The organism is Hyphomonadaceae bacterium BL14 (genome assembly GCA_027627705.1).
Taxonomy (GTDB): domain Bacteria; phylum Pseudomonadota; class Alphaproteobacteria; order Caulobacterales; family Maricaulaceae; genus Oceanicaulis.
The window spans coordinates 2,240,162-2,255,337 of sequence record CP091242.1; the positions used below are offsets into that span (position 1 = coordinate 2,240,162).

Annotated in this window: 14 protein-coding genes; 8 read left to right on the top strand and 6 right to left on the bottom strand. The window is 67.2% G+C overall.

Going from position 1 to position 15,176, the window contains the following annotated elements; genetic code table 11:
• Positions 1-94 precede the first annotated feature (94 nt).
• Positions 95-1,246, bottom strand: coding sequence for a hypothetical protein (locus L2D00_10900; protein ID WBQ12351.1), 1,152 nt, complete (start codon positions 1,244-1,246; stop codon positions 95-97).
• A gap of 72 nt (positions 1,247-1,318) precedes the next feature.
• On the bottom strand, positions 1,319-1,471 hold the full coding sequence (locus tag L2D00_10905) for a hypothetical protein (GenBank protein WBQ12352.1): 153 nt from the start codon (positions 1,469-1,471) through the stop codon (positions 1,319-1,321).
• A gap of 195 nt (positions 1,472-1,666) precedes the next feature.
• On the opposite strand from L2D00_10905, the gene L2D00_10910 reads away from it, so the two are divergent.
• The 4 genes from L2D00_10910 to L2D00_10925 all read left to right on the top strand — a co-directional run bounded on the left by L2D00_10910 (position 1,667) and on the right by L2D00_10925 (position 5,013).
• Positions 1,667-2,218, top strand: coding sequence for a hypothetical protein (locus L2D00_10910; GenBank protein ID WBQ12353.1), 552 nt, complete (start codon positions 1,667-1,669; stop codon positions 2,216-2,218).
• A gap of 5 nt (positions 2,219-2,223) precedes the next feature.
• On the top strand, positions 2,224-3,450 hold the full coding sequence (locus tag L2D00_10915) for a pyridoxal phosphate-dependent aminotransferase (GenBank protein ID WBQ12354.1): 1,227 nt from the start codon (positions 2,224-2,226) through the stop codon (positions 3,448-3,450).
• Between the two features lie 112 nt (positions 3,451-3,562).
• The gene (locus L2D00_10920) at positions 3,563-4,030 is read left to right on the top strand and encodes a DNA starvation/stationary phase protection protein (protein ID WBQ12355.1); all 468 of its coding nucleotides are present in this window, start codon (positions 3,563-3,565) and stop codon (positions 4,028-4,030) included.
• Between the two features lie 485 nt (positions 4,031-4,515).
• Complete coding sequence (locus tag L2D00_10925; GenBank protein ID WBQ12356.1) at positions 4,516-5,013, top strand: DinB family protein; 498 nt, start codon at positions 4,516-4,518, stop codon at positions 5,011-5,013.
• 82 nt (positions 5,014-5,095) lie between these two features.
• On the opposite strand, the gene L2D00_10930 is transcribed toward L2D00_10925, so the two are convergent.
• The 3 genes from L2D00_10930 to L2D00_10940 all read right to left on the bottom strand — a co-directional run bounded on the left by L2D00_10930 (position 5,096) and on the right by L2D00_10940 (position 6,927).
• Positions 5,096-5,494 carry a DUF1499 domain-containing protein gene (locus L2D00_10930; GenBank protein WBQ12357.1) on the bottom strand — a complete coding sequence of 133 codons (399 nt, stop codon included), beginning with the start codon at positions 5,492-5,494 and terminating at the stop codon, positions 5,096-5,098.
• A gap of 92 nt (positions 5,495-5,586) precedes the next feature.
• Positions 5,587-5,907: a hypothetical protein gene (locus tag L2D00_10935; GenBank protein ID WBQ12358.1), complete on the bottom strand. Its 321-nt coding sequence runs from the start codon at positions 5,905-5,907 to the stop codon at positions 5,587-5,589.
• A gap of 15 nt (positions 5,908-5,922) precedes the next feature.
• Entirely contained in the window at positions 5,923-6,927 is a 1,005-nt protein-coding gene (locus L2D00_10940) for a sodium-dependent bicarbonate transport family permease (GenBank protein WBQ12359.1), read from the bottom strand.
• Positions 6,928-7,047: 120 nt separating this feature from the next.
• On the opposite strand from L2D00_10940, the gene L2D00_10945 reads away from it, so the two are divergent.
• From L2D00_10945 to L2D00_10955, 3 genes are all read left to right on the top strand, one after another.
• Complete coding sequence (locus tag L2D00_10945; GenBank protein WBQ12360.1) at positions 7,048-7,962, top strand: LysR family transcriptional regulator; 915 nt, start codon at positions 7,048-7,050, stop codon at positions 7,960-7,962.
• A 77-nt stretch (positions 7,963-8,039) separates the two neighbouring features.
• Positions 8,040-9,005, top strand: coding sequence for an ATP-binding cassette domain-containing protein (locus tag L2D00_10950; GenBank protein WBQ12361.1), 966 nt, complete (start codon positions 8,040-8,042; stop codon positions 9,003-9,005).
• Positions 9,006-9,008: 3 nt separating this feature from the next.
• The gene (locus L2D00_10955; protein ID WBQ12362.1) at positions 9,009-10,484 is read left to right on the top strand and encodes an ABC transporter permease; all 1,476 of its coding nucleotides are present in this window, start codon (positions 9,009-9,011) and stop codon (positions 10,482-10,484) included.
• 15 nt (positions 10,485-10,499) lie between these two features.
• Here the strand turns inward: L2D00_10955 and L2D00_10960 are convergent, their stop codons facing one another.
• A complete protein-coding gene (locus L2D00_10960; protein WBQ12363.1) occupies positions 10,500-11,591 on the bottom strand; it encodes a glycosyltransferase family 1 protein in 1,092 nt (363 codons plus the stop codon).
• A 352-nt stretch (positions 11,592-11,943) separates the two neighbouring features.
• Here L2D00_10960 and putA point away from each other — a divergent pair, with 352 nt between their 5' ends.
• Positions 11,944-15,105: a bifunctional proline dehydrogenase/L-glutamate gamma-semialdehyde dehydrogenase PutA gene (gene putA / locus L2D00_10965; protein WBQ12364.1), complete on the top strand. Its 3,162-nt coding sequence runs from the start codon at positions 11,944-11,946 to the stop codon at positions 15,103-15,105.
• Positions 15,106-15,176: the final 71 nt, after the last annotated feature.

The following is a 15,176-nucleotide window of genomic DNA, read 5'->3' on the forward strand; positions in this document are numbered from 1 at the left end:
TGATCCGGCCTGACTGCGTCAGGCCGCACACTCTACGCCTTTGATTGAGAGCGCAATTTATCCGAAAACCGGTTCCCACTTTTGCCGATGCGGTCTAGGGCTCGCCGGACGGATCGCGCGCGCGCTGCGGCGTGATGGGCGCGCGGAAGCCCTGGGCATCCGTGCGGTCGCCGGCGATCCGGTCCATTTCGCGCGTAAGGGCGGGCTGCTCGATGACCGCCCGCCGGGCGGCGGCGAGCTGTGTCATGATGCGGCGGATCTGGCTGCCGCCAGCGCCCAGCTGGGCCAGCTCGAACTCCAGCCGGCTCATGTCTTCCAGGAAGCGCGGCGGGGTGGCGCCAAAACCCGTAAGTCCAAATTGCGCCAGATCAATCTCGCTCGCCGGGCCATGGTCGGGGCAATCTCCCGCCTCGCGGTTGGCGTCAGATGAGGACAGGCAGAAGGAATCGCGCACAACGAGGCGTGAGGCCACGGCACCCTGGATCATGCGGTAGTCGTCCGGGTCCAGCGAGATCGCCATCTGTGACATCAAGGCGTCGATATCGAGCGCCGATTCGCCTGCACCGCCAGGCTCGGCGCGCTGAGGCTGAAGCGTCGTCACCGGCGCGTCGGGGTCAGCCGGCGAGGGCACCGGGGCGGGGATAGTCGAGGGGCTATCAGCCCGCGACGGAGCCGGACGCGGCGCGGCGCTGTCCGCAGGCCTATCCCTGCTTTCCATGGGTTCAAAAACGACGCCTGTGGGGTCGTCCGGCTGTGTTTCGGGGTCATCAGGCCGGGTTTCGGGGTCTTCGGCGGGATCGGATGGCACAGGCGGCGTTTCGGCCTCGATTTCGGGCCCCTCGACAGGCTCGGCGCCTTGATCAGACTCTGAATCCGCCTCAGCCGTCTCGCCGGTGTCTCCCGCACCCGCATCGCCATCGCCCGAACCCTGACCGCTGCCCGCACCCTCGCCGCCGCCTGGCATTCCATCGGGGCCGACCTCGTCGGAAAGCGGCGGCTCGAACAGCGGCGCATCGCTCTGGGCACCATCGGCGACAAACACGTAGAAGGCACCCGGGCCTGACGCGGCGGGCGCGGGCTCGGGCGGGCGCACGACGGGGGGCAGGGCGATCAATCCGGCCAGTGCCAACAGGTGGAGCGCACCCGCGCCGGCCAGGCCCGCCGCGCGCGGGGTTCGGGCGGCAGCGCGCCAGTCCGAAGGCCCCGGCCCGGCAGGCGGGCGGGCTGTAGGGGGATTTTCGCTCACAGCGACCAGACATGGCCGAGGCGCGGCCCCGCTTCAATTAAATTCACAGTGAGACTTGGAGCCCGCCGTGGCTCAGCGCTGGGCTGATGCCGCCGTGTCGGCGGCCACAAAGAGCGCGCCGGACTGACGCGGGCCGGCATGGAACATCCAGGCTGCGGCGATGAAGCAAAGCCCGGCGAGCACAACACCGGTCAGGCGGGTTCCAGTCGTATGGCGGGGCATCATTCATCCTCCCGGTCAGCGAACGTTCATACTGATGAACGCCCGATGAAGGCAGGTTTCTCCCGGGCCGGGGCGACGCAAGGGCCGGATTGGGGCCGGTTCAAGATCAAACAAGGCCATTTGCGGGCGCCAGACCGGGATGCAGAGCCGGCCGCGCCGCTCTAGACTGCGGGCCTGAACACGATCGGGAGAGCGCTGATGCGCGCCGCGTGCCTGGGACCAGAGGGCAGTTTCACCCACCGTGCGGCGCTGACGCTGGCCGATGGCGCGGGGCTGATTCTGCTGGAGTCCATCGAGGCGGTACTGGCCGCCCTCGAGGCTGGCGACGTGGACATGGCCGTGGCGGCCATCGACAGCGCCGCCGGTCCGGTGGTGCCCGTGCAGGCGGTGGTCGAGCAGGGCCGCGCGCAGATTACGGGCCGTCTGGCACTGGCGGTGAGTTTCAACCTCTATCGCAGCCCCGGAGATGACACGCCGCTGGCCGGTGTATTCGGCCATGAAAAGGCGCTGACCCAGATCGCCGGCTTCCTGTCCGCGCACGGTCTGCACGGCGAAGCCATGGCGTCCAATACCGGTGGACTGGCCCGGCTGCGCGATGATCCGCGCCCGGGATGGGGCGCGGCGGGGCCGCCGGGCCTTGAAAGCGTGTACCGGCTTGTCGTAACGCACACTCAGCTCGAAGGCGCGCACGCCAACGAGACCCATTTCGTCCGCCTGCGCCGCCCTGGCGCCGGCACAGCCAGGAATTGACGCCCATGCCCGACACCAACGCCGCCGACCTGATGCGCGTTTCCGACGCCCTGAAGCGGGTGAAGCCCTCGGCCACCATCGCGGTGAGCCAGAAGGCGCGCGAGCTCAAGGCGCAAGGCGTGGACGTGATCGGTCTGGGTGCCGGGGAACCCGATTTCGACACGCCCGACCATATCAAGCAGGCCGCCATCGACGCCATTGCGCGTGGGGAAACCAAATACACCGATGTGGACGGGCTGCCGGCGCTGAAACAGGCGATCTGCGCCAAGTTCAAGCGCGATAACGGGCTTGATTACACCCCGGCCCAGGTGAACGTATCGCCCGGCGGCAAGCCGGTGATCTATAACGCGTTTGCCGCCACTCTGGATCCGGGCGACGAGGTGGTGATCCCCACGCCCTACTGGGTGAGCTATCCTGAAATGGCCGCGCTGTGCGGCGCCACGCCGGTGTTCGCCGAAGCGGGCGTCGCCGACGGCTTCAAGCTGAAGCCCGAGACGCTGGACCGGGCAATCACGGCGCGCACGCGCTGGGTGCTGCTCAACTCGCCGTCCAACCCGACGGGCGCCGCCTACACAGCGGACGATCTCAAAGGCCTGGCCGAGGTGCTGCGCGCCCACCCCCATGTGCTCATCCTGACCGACGATATGTATGAGCACATCGTCTATGACGATTTTCAGTTCGCCACGATCGCGCAGGTCGCGCCCGACCTGTATGACCGCACGCTGACCATGAATGGCGTGTCGAAAGCCTATGCCATGACCGGCTGGCGCATCGGCTATGCGGCGGGGCCGGAAAAGCTCATCAAGGCCATGGCCAAGGTGATGAGCCAGACCACCTCCAATCCGTGCTCGGTCAGCCAGTGGGCGTCGGTGGCGGCGCTGAACGGCCCCCATGACTTCCTGATCGCGCGCAACGCCGCCTTCAAAAAGCGCCGCGATGCCATGCTCGCCAAGATCAACGCCGCGCCGGGCCTGACCGCGCCGACGCCGGAGGGTGCCTTCTATATCTTCGCCGATTGCGCCGGCCTGATCGGCAAGACCAGCGCGGGCGGAATGGCGCTCAACACCGATCTTGATGTGTGCGAGGCGCTGCTGACCGAAGCCCATGTGGCGGTGGTGCCGGGCACCGCGTTCGGGGCGGCGCCGGGCTTCCGCCTGTCCTACGCCACCGACGATGCCGCGCTGGAAGAGGCGGGCAAGCGCATTGCAACGTTTTGCGGGGGCGTGCGTTAGGACCATAGGCCGCGCCTATGGCCAATGTCAGTGAAACCAGTTGGACACGATGGCGGCGGGCGGGGCACTATAGAGACATCGTATTCAAGCCACCCGAAGGAGGCATCCGCACATGGACATCAATATGGGCCTGTCGAAAGACCAGCGCGAAACCATGGCCAAGGCCGTGCTGGCGCTGCTGGCTGACACCTACGCGCTGTATTTCAAGACCCACGCCTATCACTGGAACGTGACGGGACCGCGCTTCCACGATCTGCACGCCATGTTCGAGGCCCAGTACACAGAGCTGTGGGCGGCCACCGACGAGATTGCCGAGCGCATCCGCGCGCTGGGCGTACTGGCGCCGGTGTCCTATGACGAGATGGCGGCTGCGGCCAGCATCAAGCATGACGCCAAGACCCCGGACGCCAACGCCATGCTGGCCAATCTGGTGGAGGGCCACGAGCAGGTGGTGCGCACCGCGCGCAAGGCGCTCAAGCTCGCCGAGGAACATGGCGATGAAGCCACCAGCGATCTGGTCGCCCCGCGCATCACCGCCCACGAAAAAACCGCCTGGATGCTGCGCGCCACGCTGGGCTGATACGTGGCAGACTGGAAACGAAAGAGCCCCTGCAGCGGATGCTGCGGGGGCTTTTTTGTGAGGGCAGCGCGCGGGCCGCGACAAAAGAAAAGGGCCGGCCCCGCGGATCGCGGTGACCGGCCCAGTTTAGCATACCCGTTCGGGGAGGAGACGGTATGCAAAAGGGGAAGGACGAACGTGTCGCCATTCGGGGCTGTATATGCGCAGGTGCCCGAGGGGATTCAAGGCGGGTTCGCGAATAGCCGCCATGCAAAATCGCCGCACTGCAACAATGGTGTCAGATGTCTGCCGCATAGCCGTCACAAAGCGGCGCTGACGGTCTGACCGGGCGGGTCCGGGCCCAGCCGCGGCACCGGGCCGCACCCCGTCAGAGCGCGTCGAGACCGGCTTTCAGGACCACAAGACGCTGAGGGGCTGTCGCCTCACAGATCATGATAGGGTATGGCGGTATCTGACGGTTCAATGACGTGAAGGATGTCTCACGCGTGCTCGACCACTTCAAGCGCTTCGCCGCCTACAATGCCTGGGCCAATGCCCGGCTTTACGACGCCGCCACAGCGCTCAAGGATTTTGAGCGCAAGCGGGATGTGAAAGCGTATTTCCGCAGCCTGCATGGCACGCTGAGCCATGTTCTGGTGGCGGACCGGATCTGGCTGCGCCGCCTGACCGGCGAGGGCGAAGCGCCCACACGGCTGGATGAAGAGCCCTACGCCCTGTTCGAGGATCTGCGCGCCGCGCGCGAGGCCGAGGACCAGCGCCTGAGCACCTATGTCGCGGGCCTGAGTATGGACGATCTGGAGCGGGTTCTGGAGTACGCCAATACGCGCGGCGAGGCGAAGGCGCTGCCGGTGAAGATCATCCTCACCCATGTGTTCAATCACCAGACCCATCATCGCGGTCAGGCGACCCACATCTTGCGCCAGCTGGGCGTGGCCGAGCCGCCGGCGCTGGACCTGCTCTATTTCGCGCTGCCGTCAGGCTGAGCCGTGCCGCAGAAAGCGGAGGCGGAGAAAGCGGAGCCAGAGAAGGGCGGGACCGGTTTCGCGTTCCGGCCATGCGGCACGCTCAGAGCCGGTCCTGCAACGCCGCGATCCAGCGCTCCAGACGGCGCTGATTGACCTTGAAGTCATAGCGCCCGACTTCGGCGCGCGAATAGGCCGCCAGCGCCGCGCCATCGCCTGTGGCCATGGCCTCTACCGTGATGCGGTCGGGGAATTTGAATATTTTCGATCGCTGCACGTATTCCGCCTGCCCCCCGCCATCGCGCATGCGCACGGTGCGCTCTTCAGCCAGCGCCACGGCGTCCACCGCCGAGAGCAGCGCCGCGGGCGTGCAGGCGAAGACCGGGCTTACGGCGTCCGGCTGCGCCGCGCTGACGAAGCCAGGCGGCAGGATCAGCCAGCGGCGCGGGCGCGTGTCGGGGATGAGGGCGGCGAAATCCAGCGGGAAAGGCGAAGGGGTCAATGCTCGGCTCCTTGAAGCGGCGGCGCATCCTGGCAGGGGTGCGGACACAGACTGAACCGGAAACGCCGCCCCGGCCAGCCTCGTTGTAGCGCCTAGAATTTCTCCGGGCGCAGTACCTCGACCTCGCTCATATACACAATGCCCGGGTGATCGGTGAAACAGCGCTGCGATACGGTCAGGGCGATGCGCTCGGCGGCGTCGCGGCTGGCCACGATCACCTCGATGCGCACGATGTTGAAGCCGGGGGCGATGCCGGGCCGGTCCGAACCGTGCAGGCCATGCTCGCCTTTGCCGGTGCCTTCGGTGACGGTGTAGCCCTTGGCCCCTTCCGCCTCGATGATGGCAACAACCCGGTCGCGCAACAGGCGCTCGACGACCAGAATGATCTTGGTGGCCTTGTGAAACGCGGTCATGGCGGTCTCCTGACGCTAGAGATCGAAGACAAGCTGGGCGAGGGCGACATAAAGCGGGATGCCCACGGCGATCGCCACAGGCGTGCCGATGCTGGTGGACGCCCCGATATAGGCAGACGGATTGGCGCCGGGTATGCCCGCGCGCAAGGTCGGCGGGCCGGAAATATCCGAGCTGGAGCCCGCCATCACCGCCAGCAACACCACCCCGCCGGGCGAAAAGCCCGTGGCGACATGCGCCACATAGCCCAGTGCGAACGCCGCCAGGCCGTGCACGATCGGGGAGATGGAGGCGTAGAGGGCGTACCAGTGGGCGACCTTTGCCAGCTCCGACAGGCGCGCCCAGGCCTCCATGCCCAGGATCAGCATCAGGATGGACAGAAGACCGCGGAACATCGGGTCGTAGAAATCTTCCACCACGCCGGCGGGCTGTGTGATCAGCCCCAGCACCATGCCCAGCAGCAGGGCCGAGATGGCCGAACCGCGCAGGCTGTCGAGAACAATCGCCTTGATGTCGGCCTTGGCGCCGCCGGGTGAGTGGCGCTGGCGGGCAATGCCGGCCAGGACGATCGCGGCCAGAAGCGCCGGCAAATCCATGAAGGGATAGAGCGCCGGGGCCCAGGCCTCATAGGCAATGCCCTCCTCATCCAACACCACCATGGCAGCGGCGAGGGAGGAGGCTGATACCGCCCCGAACAGGCCGGCGGTGGCGTAGCCGTCATCCGCCTTCAGACCGGGCAGGCGCGTCAGCACCGCCGCGCCCACGGCCACAATCCCCAGGCCCAGCACCAGGGCGAACAGGCCGGGCAAGATCATGCTGGCAAGATCGGCCTCGCGAATCTCCATGCCGGCCCTGAGCCCGATGGTCATCAGCAGCATGAAGACGATGAAGCGGTAGATCGGGTCGGGAATGGTCAGCTGGCTGCCCAGGGCGGCAATCACCATCCCGCCGATCAGGAAGGCGAGCGTGGGCTTTTGCAGCTGGGCGGCGAAGGTGGCGGCAAAGTCGAGCAGAATGTCCATGGAGGGCTCCCGGCACAGGCGGCGGCGTGACCGGCCGGGACACTAGCCATGGACGCAGTTAGATAAATTACATATTCTACGTGTTATCATTCGCTTCAGGCGAACGATCTGGAGTGTGGAATGAATTACAAGCACTTGCGCTATTTCGCAGCCGTGGCCCATGAGGGCCGCCTGACCCGCGCCGCGCAGCGGCTGAACCTGTCCCAGTCCGCCCTGTCCACCCAGATCCGCCAGCTGGAGACGCAGCTGGGCCATGATCTGTTCGAGCGCCGGGGCCGCACGCTGGTGCTGACCGAGGCGGGCCGGGTGGCGCTGGACTATGCCGACGCGATCTTCAGCGCCGGAGAGGAGCTGGAAGCGGTGATGCGCGCGGGGGCCGGGGCGCCGCGCCGGGCCTTGCGGGTCGGGGCGCTGGCGACATTGTCGCGCAATTTCCAGATGGATTTGCTGGCACCGGTGCTGGCCCGGGGCGGGGTGGAGATTCACCTGCGGTCCGGCTCCATGGGTGAGCTCATGGCGGAGCTGGCCGCGCATAATCTGGACCTGGTGCTGGCCAATCAGGCCCCGCTGCGCGAGGCCGACAGCGTCTGGACCGTGCACACCCTGGCGCAGCAGCCGGTGAGCCTGGTGGGTGCGCCGGACCGGGTCGGGGCGGTGCGCGATCTGCCCTCCCTGCTGGCCGCGCACCCGCTCATCGTGCCGTCGCGCCTGAGCGGCGTGCGTTCGGGATTTGACGCGCTGATGGTGCGCCTGGGACTGCGGCCGGAAATCATCGCGGAGGTCGATGATATGGCGATGGTGCGCCTGCTGGCGCGTCAGGGCGCAGGCCTGGCTGTGGCACCACCCATCGTGGTGCGCGACGAACTGGCCAGCGGCCGTCTGGTGGAGGTCGTCACCCTGCCCGGCCTGACCGAGGCGTTTTGCGCCATCACGCTGGAGCGGCGCTTTCCCAACCCGCTGGTCGCCGCCATTCTGGCGCGCACGCCGGCACCGGGACAGCAGGACAGCCTTGCAGGCTTCCTGTCACAGACTTAACTGGAACCCTGCTGCGCACCACTTTAATGACGGCGCGCATACGCGTCTGACCAAAGGTTCCGGGGGACCCAGCCGACATGACCGAATACGCCCTTGAGGTGAGCGGCCTGACCAAGAGCTTTGGCGGCCAGCCAGCGGTGCGCGACGTGTCGTTCCGCGCCGCGCGCGGAGAGATTACCGGCTTTCTGGGCCCCAATGGCGCGGGCAAGACCACCACGCTGCGCATGTCGCTGGGTGTGATCGCACCCGATTCGGGCACGGCGCGTCTGTTCGGCCGCACACCCGACGCAGCGGGCATGGACCGGGTGGGCTTTCTGCCTGAAGAGCGCGGCGTGTACCGCAAGATGACCGCCGAAGCCGTGATCGTGTTCTTCGCACGGCTCAAAGGCGTGCCGGCCGGCGAGGCGCGCAGGCGTGCGCGCGCCTATCTGGAACGCTTTGGCCTCGCCGACGCAGGGCGCAAAAAGATCAAGGAATTGTCCAAGGGCATGGCCCAGAAAGTCCAGATCATCGCTGCCATCGTGCACGAGCCGGACTTCATCATTCTCGACGAGCCGTTTTCCGGCCTCGATCCGGTCAACCAGTCGCTGCTGGAACAGGTGATCCGCGAACAGGCTGAGGCCGGACGCACAGTCCTGTTCTCCACCCATGTGATGGAGCATGCCGAGCGCCTGTGCGACCGGATCATATTGATGGCGCGCGGACAGAAGGTCTTTGACGGCACGGTGGAAGAGGCGCTGGCCCGCGTGCCGCGCCAGATCCTGCTCGGTGCGCCGGCCAACTGCGATCTGCCGGGCGTGCTGGGCGCATTCGGCACGCTGGAGCGGGTGGGGGAGGACGGTGGCGAGGACGACGGCGGCGTCTTGTGGCGGCTGGTGCTGGCACCGGGCGCAGATGCCCAGGGCGTGCTGCGCGCGCTGGTGGATGCAGGCGTGCGCCTGACCCGGTTCGAGCCGCGCCGCGCCCATCTGCATGATGCCTTCGTCGCCCTGGTGGGCGAAGAAGCCGCCGGTCCCGCCCAACCCGCCCGTCAGGAGGCCTGAGCCATGCGCGCCATTTTGCTGATCGCCCGGCGGGAATACCTGTCTTACGTCGCCACCTGGGGCTTCTGGCTGTCCTTGCTGGCGGTGCCCGCCTTCGCGGCCATCGGTGCGGGCGTGCCCGCCCTGATCCAGGGCTCGCAGCCTGTGCGCTATTTCTCGGTCATCGACGAAACCGGGCGGGGCGTGGACGACATGATCCGGGCGCGCCTGGATTCCGAGCGCCGTGGTGCGGTGCGCGAACGGCTGGAGATCATGGCGCGTGCCAGCGCAGGCGATGAGACTGCCCGCGCCGCGCTGGAGGCGTTCGACGCCGATGCCGAGGGTCTGGGCGGACTGGACAACGCCATGGCTGCTGCGGGCCTGGAAAGCGCGCGCGGCGTGCTGACCGCCGGATCCTCACGGCGCTTTCTGGTCGAGGCACCCGGTGCCACGCTGGACGATTTACGCCCCTATCTGACAGGCGAATCCACCGTCACCACACCCGAGGGCGAGCGCCCGCTGTTTGCGGTTTTCGTCATGCGGCCGCACCCGGAGCGCGGGATTGCCATTGATTACGTGTCGGCCAATCTGACCAGCACGGGCCTGCGCAGCGACATCACCGTTTTCGTGAGGGACTTCCTGCGCCGCGACGCGCTGGAGACCCGCGGCCTGAGCGCACTGGAAGCCAATGCGCTGCTGACCCTGAGCCCCGAGGTAACGACGCTGGACGCCAGGCCCGGAGCCGCCGTGGACGCGGAGGTGACCACGGCCGACCGCGCGCCCTATGTGGTGGCGGTGGTGATCGCGTTTATCCTGTGGCTGGCCGTGTTCTCGGTGGCCAATATGCTGCTCACCAGCCTGATAGAGGAAAAGGGCGGCAAGATCATTGAAGTGCTCATGTCCACGGCGCGATTCCAGGACATCCTGATCGGCAAGCTGGCCGGGGTGGCGGCCATGTCCTTCACCCTGTTTGCGGTGTGGGGCGTGGTGGGCACAGGGCTGACCGTGTTCGCCGGGACCGCCCTTTCCGGGGCCGATCCGCGCATGATGGAGGTGATCGGCGCTGCCGCCGATCCGCAGCTCCTGCTTGCGGCGTTCATCTTCTTCATGGCCGGCTATCTGATGTTCGGGGCGATTTTCCTGGCGCTGGGATCGCTGTGCGACACGCTGCAGGACGCCCAGACCCTGATGGGTCCGGTGATCTGGATGCTGATCCTGCCGATCCTGTTCTTGTTCTTCTCGCTGGAGGCGTCCGACTCTCTGGTGGTTCGCGCCGCCAGCTGGGTGCCGCTGTGGACGCCTTTCCTGATGATGGCCCGCCTGCCTTCGGACCCGCCGCTCTGGGAGCTTTTGGGGTCGGGCGCGCTGATGCTGATCACCACAGCCCTGGTGCTGTGGGGCGCGGGGATGGTGTTCCGTCAGGGCGCGCTGGGTCAGGCCAATGCCGACAGCTTCAAGCGCTGGTTCCGCTTCGGCCGAGGCCGCAAGACCGCGGACTGAGCCGGACCAGCCGGCTCAGCCACGCCGGCGCAGGCGCCGCAAGCGCCGCCAGAAGCGTTTGCGCTCGGGCCGGGGCTGGGGCTTGAGATTGCGCACAAACTCTTCCGCGCAGGCGCGCCAGGAGAAGCCTTCGGCGTATTCCCGGCACCGGGCCCGGTCCATGGTCAGGGCGTCGAGGCATGCCGTGCGCAGATCATCATGGACCGCGCCCGCGCCCGACCCGGGGATGATGTCCTTGGGACCCGGCGCGATATAGGCTGCCACTGGCGTGCCGCAGGCCATGGATTCCAGAATCACCAGGCCGAACGTGTCGGTAAAGCTTGGGAACACCATGACATCGGCGTCCGCAAAATAGCGCGCCAGCTCCACGCCGGACTTTGATCCGGGGAAGACCACTTTGGGATATTTGCGCTTGAGCTCGTCCAGCTGCGGTCCCGGCCCGACGACAACCTTGGTGCCGGGCAGATCGGTTTTGAGGAAGGCCTCGATATTCTTTTCCACCGCCACACGGCCGATATAGACAAAGATCGGACCCTCCAGCCCGGCATAGACGCTTTCACCGTCCATGTGGCGCTTTTCCGGGTGGAAAAGCACGGTGTCCACGCCGCGCGTCCAGGGCGTGATGTTGTTGAAGCCACGCTTGGACAGCTCGTCACGCATGGTGGGCGTGGCCACCATCAGCCGGTTACCGGCATTGTGAAAGCGCCGCATGAAGGCGTAGCCCGCCGACAGGGGAATGAACGGGAAGCGCGCGTGCACATATTCGGGAAACTGGGTGTGATAGCTGGTGGAGAAGGGCAGTTTCCACGACAGGCAGATGCGCCGGGCCACGTGGCCCAGCGTGCCCTCGGTGGCGATATGGATGGCCTCGGGCTCAAACGCCTTGAAGCGCGCTTCAAGATCATCGCGCGCGCCCAGCGCCAGCTTGATGTCGGGGTAGGTGGGCAGCGGAATGGTGCGGAAGCCCAGACCCGGATGGATCACCTCCACCTCATGACCCATGGCCCGGCACTCATCGACGGTACGCGACAGGGTGCGCACCACGCCGTTCACCTGGGGCTCCCAGGCGTCGGTGACGACAAGAATGCGCAGCGGCGAATCGTCCATCAGGCAGGCTCCGGCCCTGTTGAGTATGACAGGGCGCGTGTCTAGCGCGTTTTGTCCGGGAGGCGAAGCGATCCCGGCGCCGCAGGGGCGAGGCCGTCGAGGCCGACCGAAAGGGCATCACTGAGGCGGCGCAGCGTGGCGAGGCTGGGCACCTTGCGGCCATGCTCGATCTCGCTGAGACAGGCCGGGCTGCGTCAAGCGCTGAACCACCGCACAGGTCATCGCGCTCCACCCCCGTAGTCCCTTGTCCGGACATGCGTGCACGGCACCGCCATCAGCGTGATTCACTTGCGTGGAAAACGCGCGCATGCGCAATGTCGCGGGTAAAAACATCCCTTGGGAGGTTCACGCCATGGCTGTATCCGCTGCTCGCGCAGACCTGCGCCCCGCCGCCATCGATTGGGATGGCCTTGACGCCCTGAAATACGCCGATGAGCGCGAGGCGGCGCGCCGGATCGACGCTCAGGTCGGCCTCAATACCGACGCCCGGGCACGGGTGGGCAAGGCGGCGGTCGGACTGGTGGAGCATGCCCGCAAGGCGCGGCGCACCGCGGGGCTGATGGAGAGCTTTCTTCAGGAGTTCGGCCTGTCCAACAAGGAGGGGCTGGCCCTGATGTGCCTGGCCGAGGCGCTGCTGCGCGTGCCGGACGCCAAGACCGCCGACGCCCTGATCGCCGAGAAGCTGGGGTCAGGCGCCTGGGCCGAGCATGCCTGGAAATCGGACAACTGGCTGGTCAACGCCTCCACGCTGGGCCTGATGCTCACCGGATCGCTGATGGATGTGGAGCCGGCCGCGCAGCGCGATCCGGCGGGCTATTTCCGCCGCCTCACCGGCCGGGTGGGGGAGCCGGTGATCCGCAGCGCCGTGCGTCAGGCCATGCGCATTCTGGGCGAGCAGTTTGTGCTGGGCCGCACCATGGCGGGCGCCCTCAAGCGCGGGCGGGCGTGGAAAAGCGCGGGCGGCATCAAACCGCTGTTCAGCTTTGACATGCTGGGCGAGGCCGCCCGCACGGACGCCGACGCCCGGCGCTATCACGAGCGCTATATGGGCGCCATCGCGGCGGTGGCGGCCAAGCGTCAGGACGGGCCGGTTGAGGGTGAGGACGGGGTCAGCGTCAAGCTGTCCGCCCTGCATCCGCGCTATAGTGCGGTGAAGCTGGCCGATGTGATGGACGCGCTTTACCCCAAACTGCTGGAACAGGCTGAAGCGGCGCGCGCGGCCGATATCGGTTTCTGCCTGGACGCAGAAGAAGCCGACCGTCTGGTGCTGTCGCTGAAAATTCTGGAGCGTCTGGCGCACGAGCCGTCACTGGCGGGCTGGAACGGGCTGGGTCTGGCGGTGCAGGCCTACCAGAAGCGCGCCCACGCGGTGATCGAGCGCCTGATCGCGCTGGCTGACGCCAGCGGGCGGCGGCTGATGGTGCGCCTGGTCAAGGGCGCCTATTGGGACACCGAGATCAAGCACGCCCAGATGGCCGGTCATGAGGATTTTCCGGTCTGGTCCACCAAGCCGGCCACCGATCTCAATTTCCTGGCCTGCGCGCGGCTCATGCTGGAAGCGCGCGGCGCCATCTATGGCCAGTTCGCCACCCATAACGCCCATACGCTGGCCGCTGTGCGCGCACTGGCGGCCGAGGCCGGGCAGAGTGAATACGAATTCCAGCGCCTGCACGGGATGGGCGAGCCGCTCTATGACGCGGCAGCCGAAGCCTATGACGATCTCGCCCGCGTGCGGGTCTATGCGCCGGTGGGCAGTCATGAGGATTTGCTCCCCTATCTGGTACGCCGCCTGCTGGAGAACGGTGCCAATACCTCCTTCGTGCACAGCTTCCTGGACCCCGACGTGCCGGCCGAAGACGTCGCCAGAGGCCCGTTCGCGGCCGCCGCGACGCTGGATCGCCATCCCTTCATCCCCGCCCCGCCGGCACTCTATGGCGAGAGCCGGATCAATGCTGCGGGCGTGGATCTGAGCCAAGCCAGCGTGCGGGCCCGTTTGGCCGAGGCCCAGAAGAGTTTTGACGCCGGTGCACCGTGGCCCTGCGGCCCCATCATCAGAGGCGAGGCGGTGACCGGCGGCGGCATCACGCTGTGCAGTCCTGCCGATTTCGCCTTCGCGGTGGCGCAGGTGCGTGATGCGGGCGAGGCCGATATCACCCGCGCCCTGGACGCCGCCCGCGCCGCCCAGCCCGGCTGGGACCAGCGGGGGGGTGCCAATCGCGCCGAAATCCTGCGCGACATGGCCGATGCGCTGGAGGCGGAGACCGACCGGCTGATCGCCCTGATGACACGCGAAACCGGCAAGACGCTGGCCGATGGCGTGGCCGAAGTGCGCGAGGCGGTGGATTTCCTGCGCTATTATGCGGCCGAAGCCGAGACCAAGTTCGCCGCCCCGGTGCGCCTGCCCGGACCGGCGGGGGAGACCAATCATCTGGGCCTGGCGGGGCGGGGCGTGTTCGTGTGCATCAGCCCGTGGAATTTTCCGCTGGCGATCTTCACCGGCGAGCTCTCTGCCGCGCTGGCCGCGGGCAATACCGTGCTGGCCAAACCTGCCGAGCAGAGCCCTCTGATCGCGTTTGAAGCGGTGAAGATTTTCCTCAAAGCCGGCCTGCCCGCCGACGTACTGCACCTCCTGCCTGGCGATGGCCGGGTGGGTGCGGCGCTGACGGGGCTGGAGGATATTGACGGGGTCGCCTTCACCGGCTCCACACAGGTCGCGCGCCTGATCAACCGGGCGCTGGCCGCCAAGGACGGGCCGATCGTGCCGCTGATTGCCGAAACCGGCGGGCTGAACGCCATGTTTGTGGACACCTCGGCCCTGAAGGAACAGGTGATCGACGATACAATCCATTCCGCCTTCGGGTCGGCGGGCCAGCGCTGCTCGGCCATGCGCCTGATCATCCTGCCCCAGGAGAGCGCTGACGGGCTGATCGAGGGGCTGAAAGGGGCCATGGACGCGCTCCAGCTGGGCGATCCGTCGGACCCGGCCACCGATATCGGGCCGGTCATCGACGCTGACGCCGTGGCCATGCTGGACGCCCATCTGGACGCCATCACCGGCGCGGGCGCGCGCCTCCTGCACCGCGCGCCGCTGGACGCAGGCGTGAAGGCCAAGGGTCTGTTCTTTGCGCCGGCGCTGGTGGAGATCGACACGCTCGACCAGATCACCGAGGAGAAGTTCGGACCCGTTCTGCACGTGCTGCGCTACAAGCGCGCGGACCTGCCCGCGATCGCCGCCCAGCTGGCGGCCAAGCGCTATGGGCTGACGCTGGGCGTACACTCGCGCCTGGAGCGCTTCATGGAGATGGTGCGCGCGGCGGTGCCGGCGGGCAATGTCTATGTGAACCGGTCCATGATCGGCGCGGTGGTGGGCGTGCAGCCCTTTGGCGGCGAGGGCCTGTCGGGCACCGGCCCCAAGGCGGGCGGACCCAATTATCTGGTGCGCTTCGCGGCGGAACGGGTGATCACCATCAACATCGCCGCCCAGGGCGGAGACCCGGAATTGCTGAGCTTGTAGGGGCGAATCTTGTACCAGCGGCCAATCCGGATTAGCTTAGTCAAGTTGACTTAGCCAACCTGGAGGCCGCC

Excerpts from the sequence above, each read along its gene's own strand:
- L2D00_10940 (WBQ12359.1), bottom strand. The coding sequence starts at position 6,927 with ATGGACATTCTGCTCGACTTTGCCGCCACCTTCGCCGCCCAGCTGCAA.
- L2D00_10920 (WBQ12355.1), top strand. The coding sequence starts at position 3,563 with ATGGACATCAATATGGGCCTGTCGAAAGACCAGCGCGAAACCATGGCC.
- L2D00_10950 (WBQ12361.1), top strand. The coding sequence starts at position 8,040 with ATGACCGAATACGCCCTTGAGGTGAGCGGCCTGACCAAGAGCTTTGGC.
- L2D00_10935 (WBQ12358.1), bottom strand. The coding sequence starts at position 5,907 with ATGACCGCGTTTCACAAGGCCACCAAGATCATTCTGGTCGTCGAGCGC.
- L2D00_10910 (WBQ12353.1), top strand. The coding sequence starts at position 1,667 with ATGCGCGCCGCGTGCCTGGGACCAGAGGGCAGTTTCACCCACCGTGCG.
- L2D00_10945 (WBQ12360.1), top strand. The coding sequence starts at position 7,048 with ATGAATTACAAGCACTTGCGCTATTTCGCAGCCGTGGCCCATGAGGGC.
- L2D00_10915 (WBQ12354.1), top strand. The coding sequence starts at position 2,224 with ATGCCCGACACCAACGCCGCCGACCTGATGCGCGTTTCCGACGCCCTG.
- putA (WBQ12364.1), top strand. The coding sequence starts at position 11,944 with ATGGCTGTATCCGCTGCTCGCGCAGACCTGCGCCCCGCCGCCATCGAT.
- L2D00_10960 (WBQ12363.1), bottom strand. The coding sequence starts at position 11,591 with ATGGACGATTCGCCGCTGCGCATTCTTGTCGTCACCGACGCCTGGGAG.
- L2D00_10905 (WBQ12352.1), bottom strand. The coding sequence starts at position 1,471 with ATGATGCCCCGCCATACGACTGGAACCCGCCTGACCGGTGTTGTGCTC.
- L2D00_10955 (WBQ12362.1), top strand. The coding sequence starts at position 9,009 with ATGCGCGCCATTTTGCTGATCGCCCGGCGGGAATACCTGTCTTACGTC.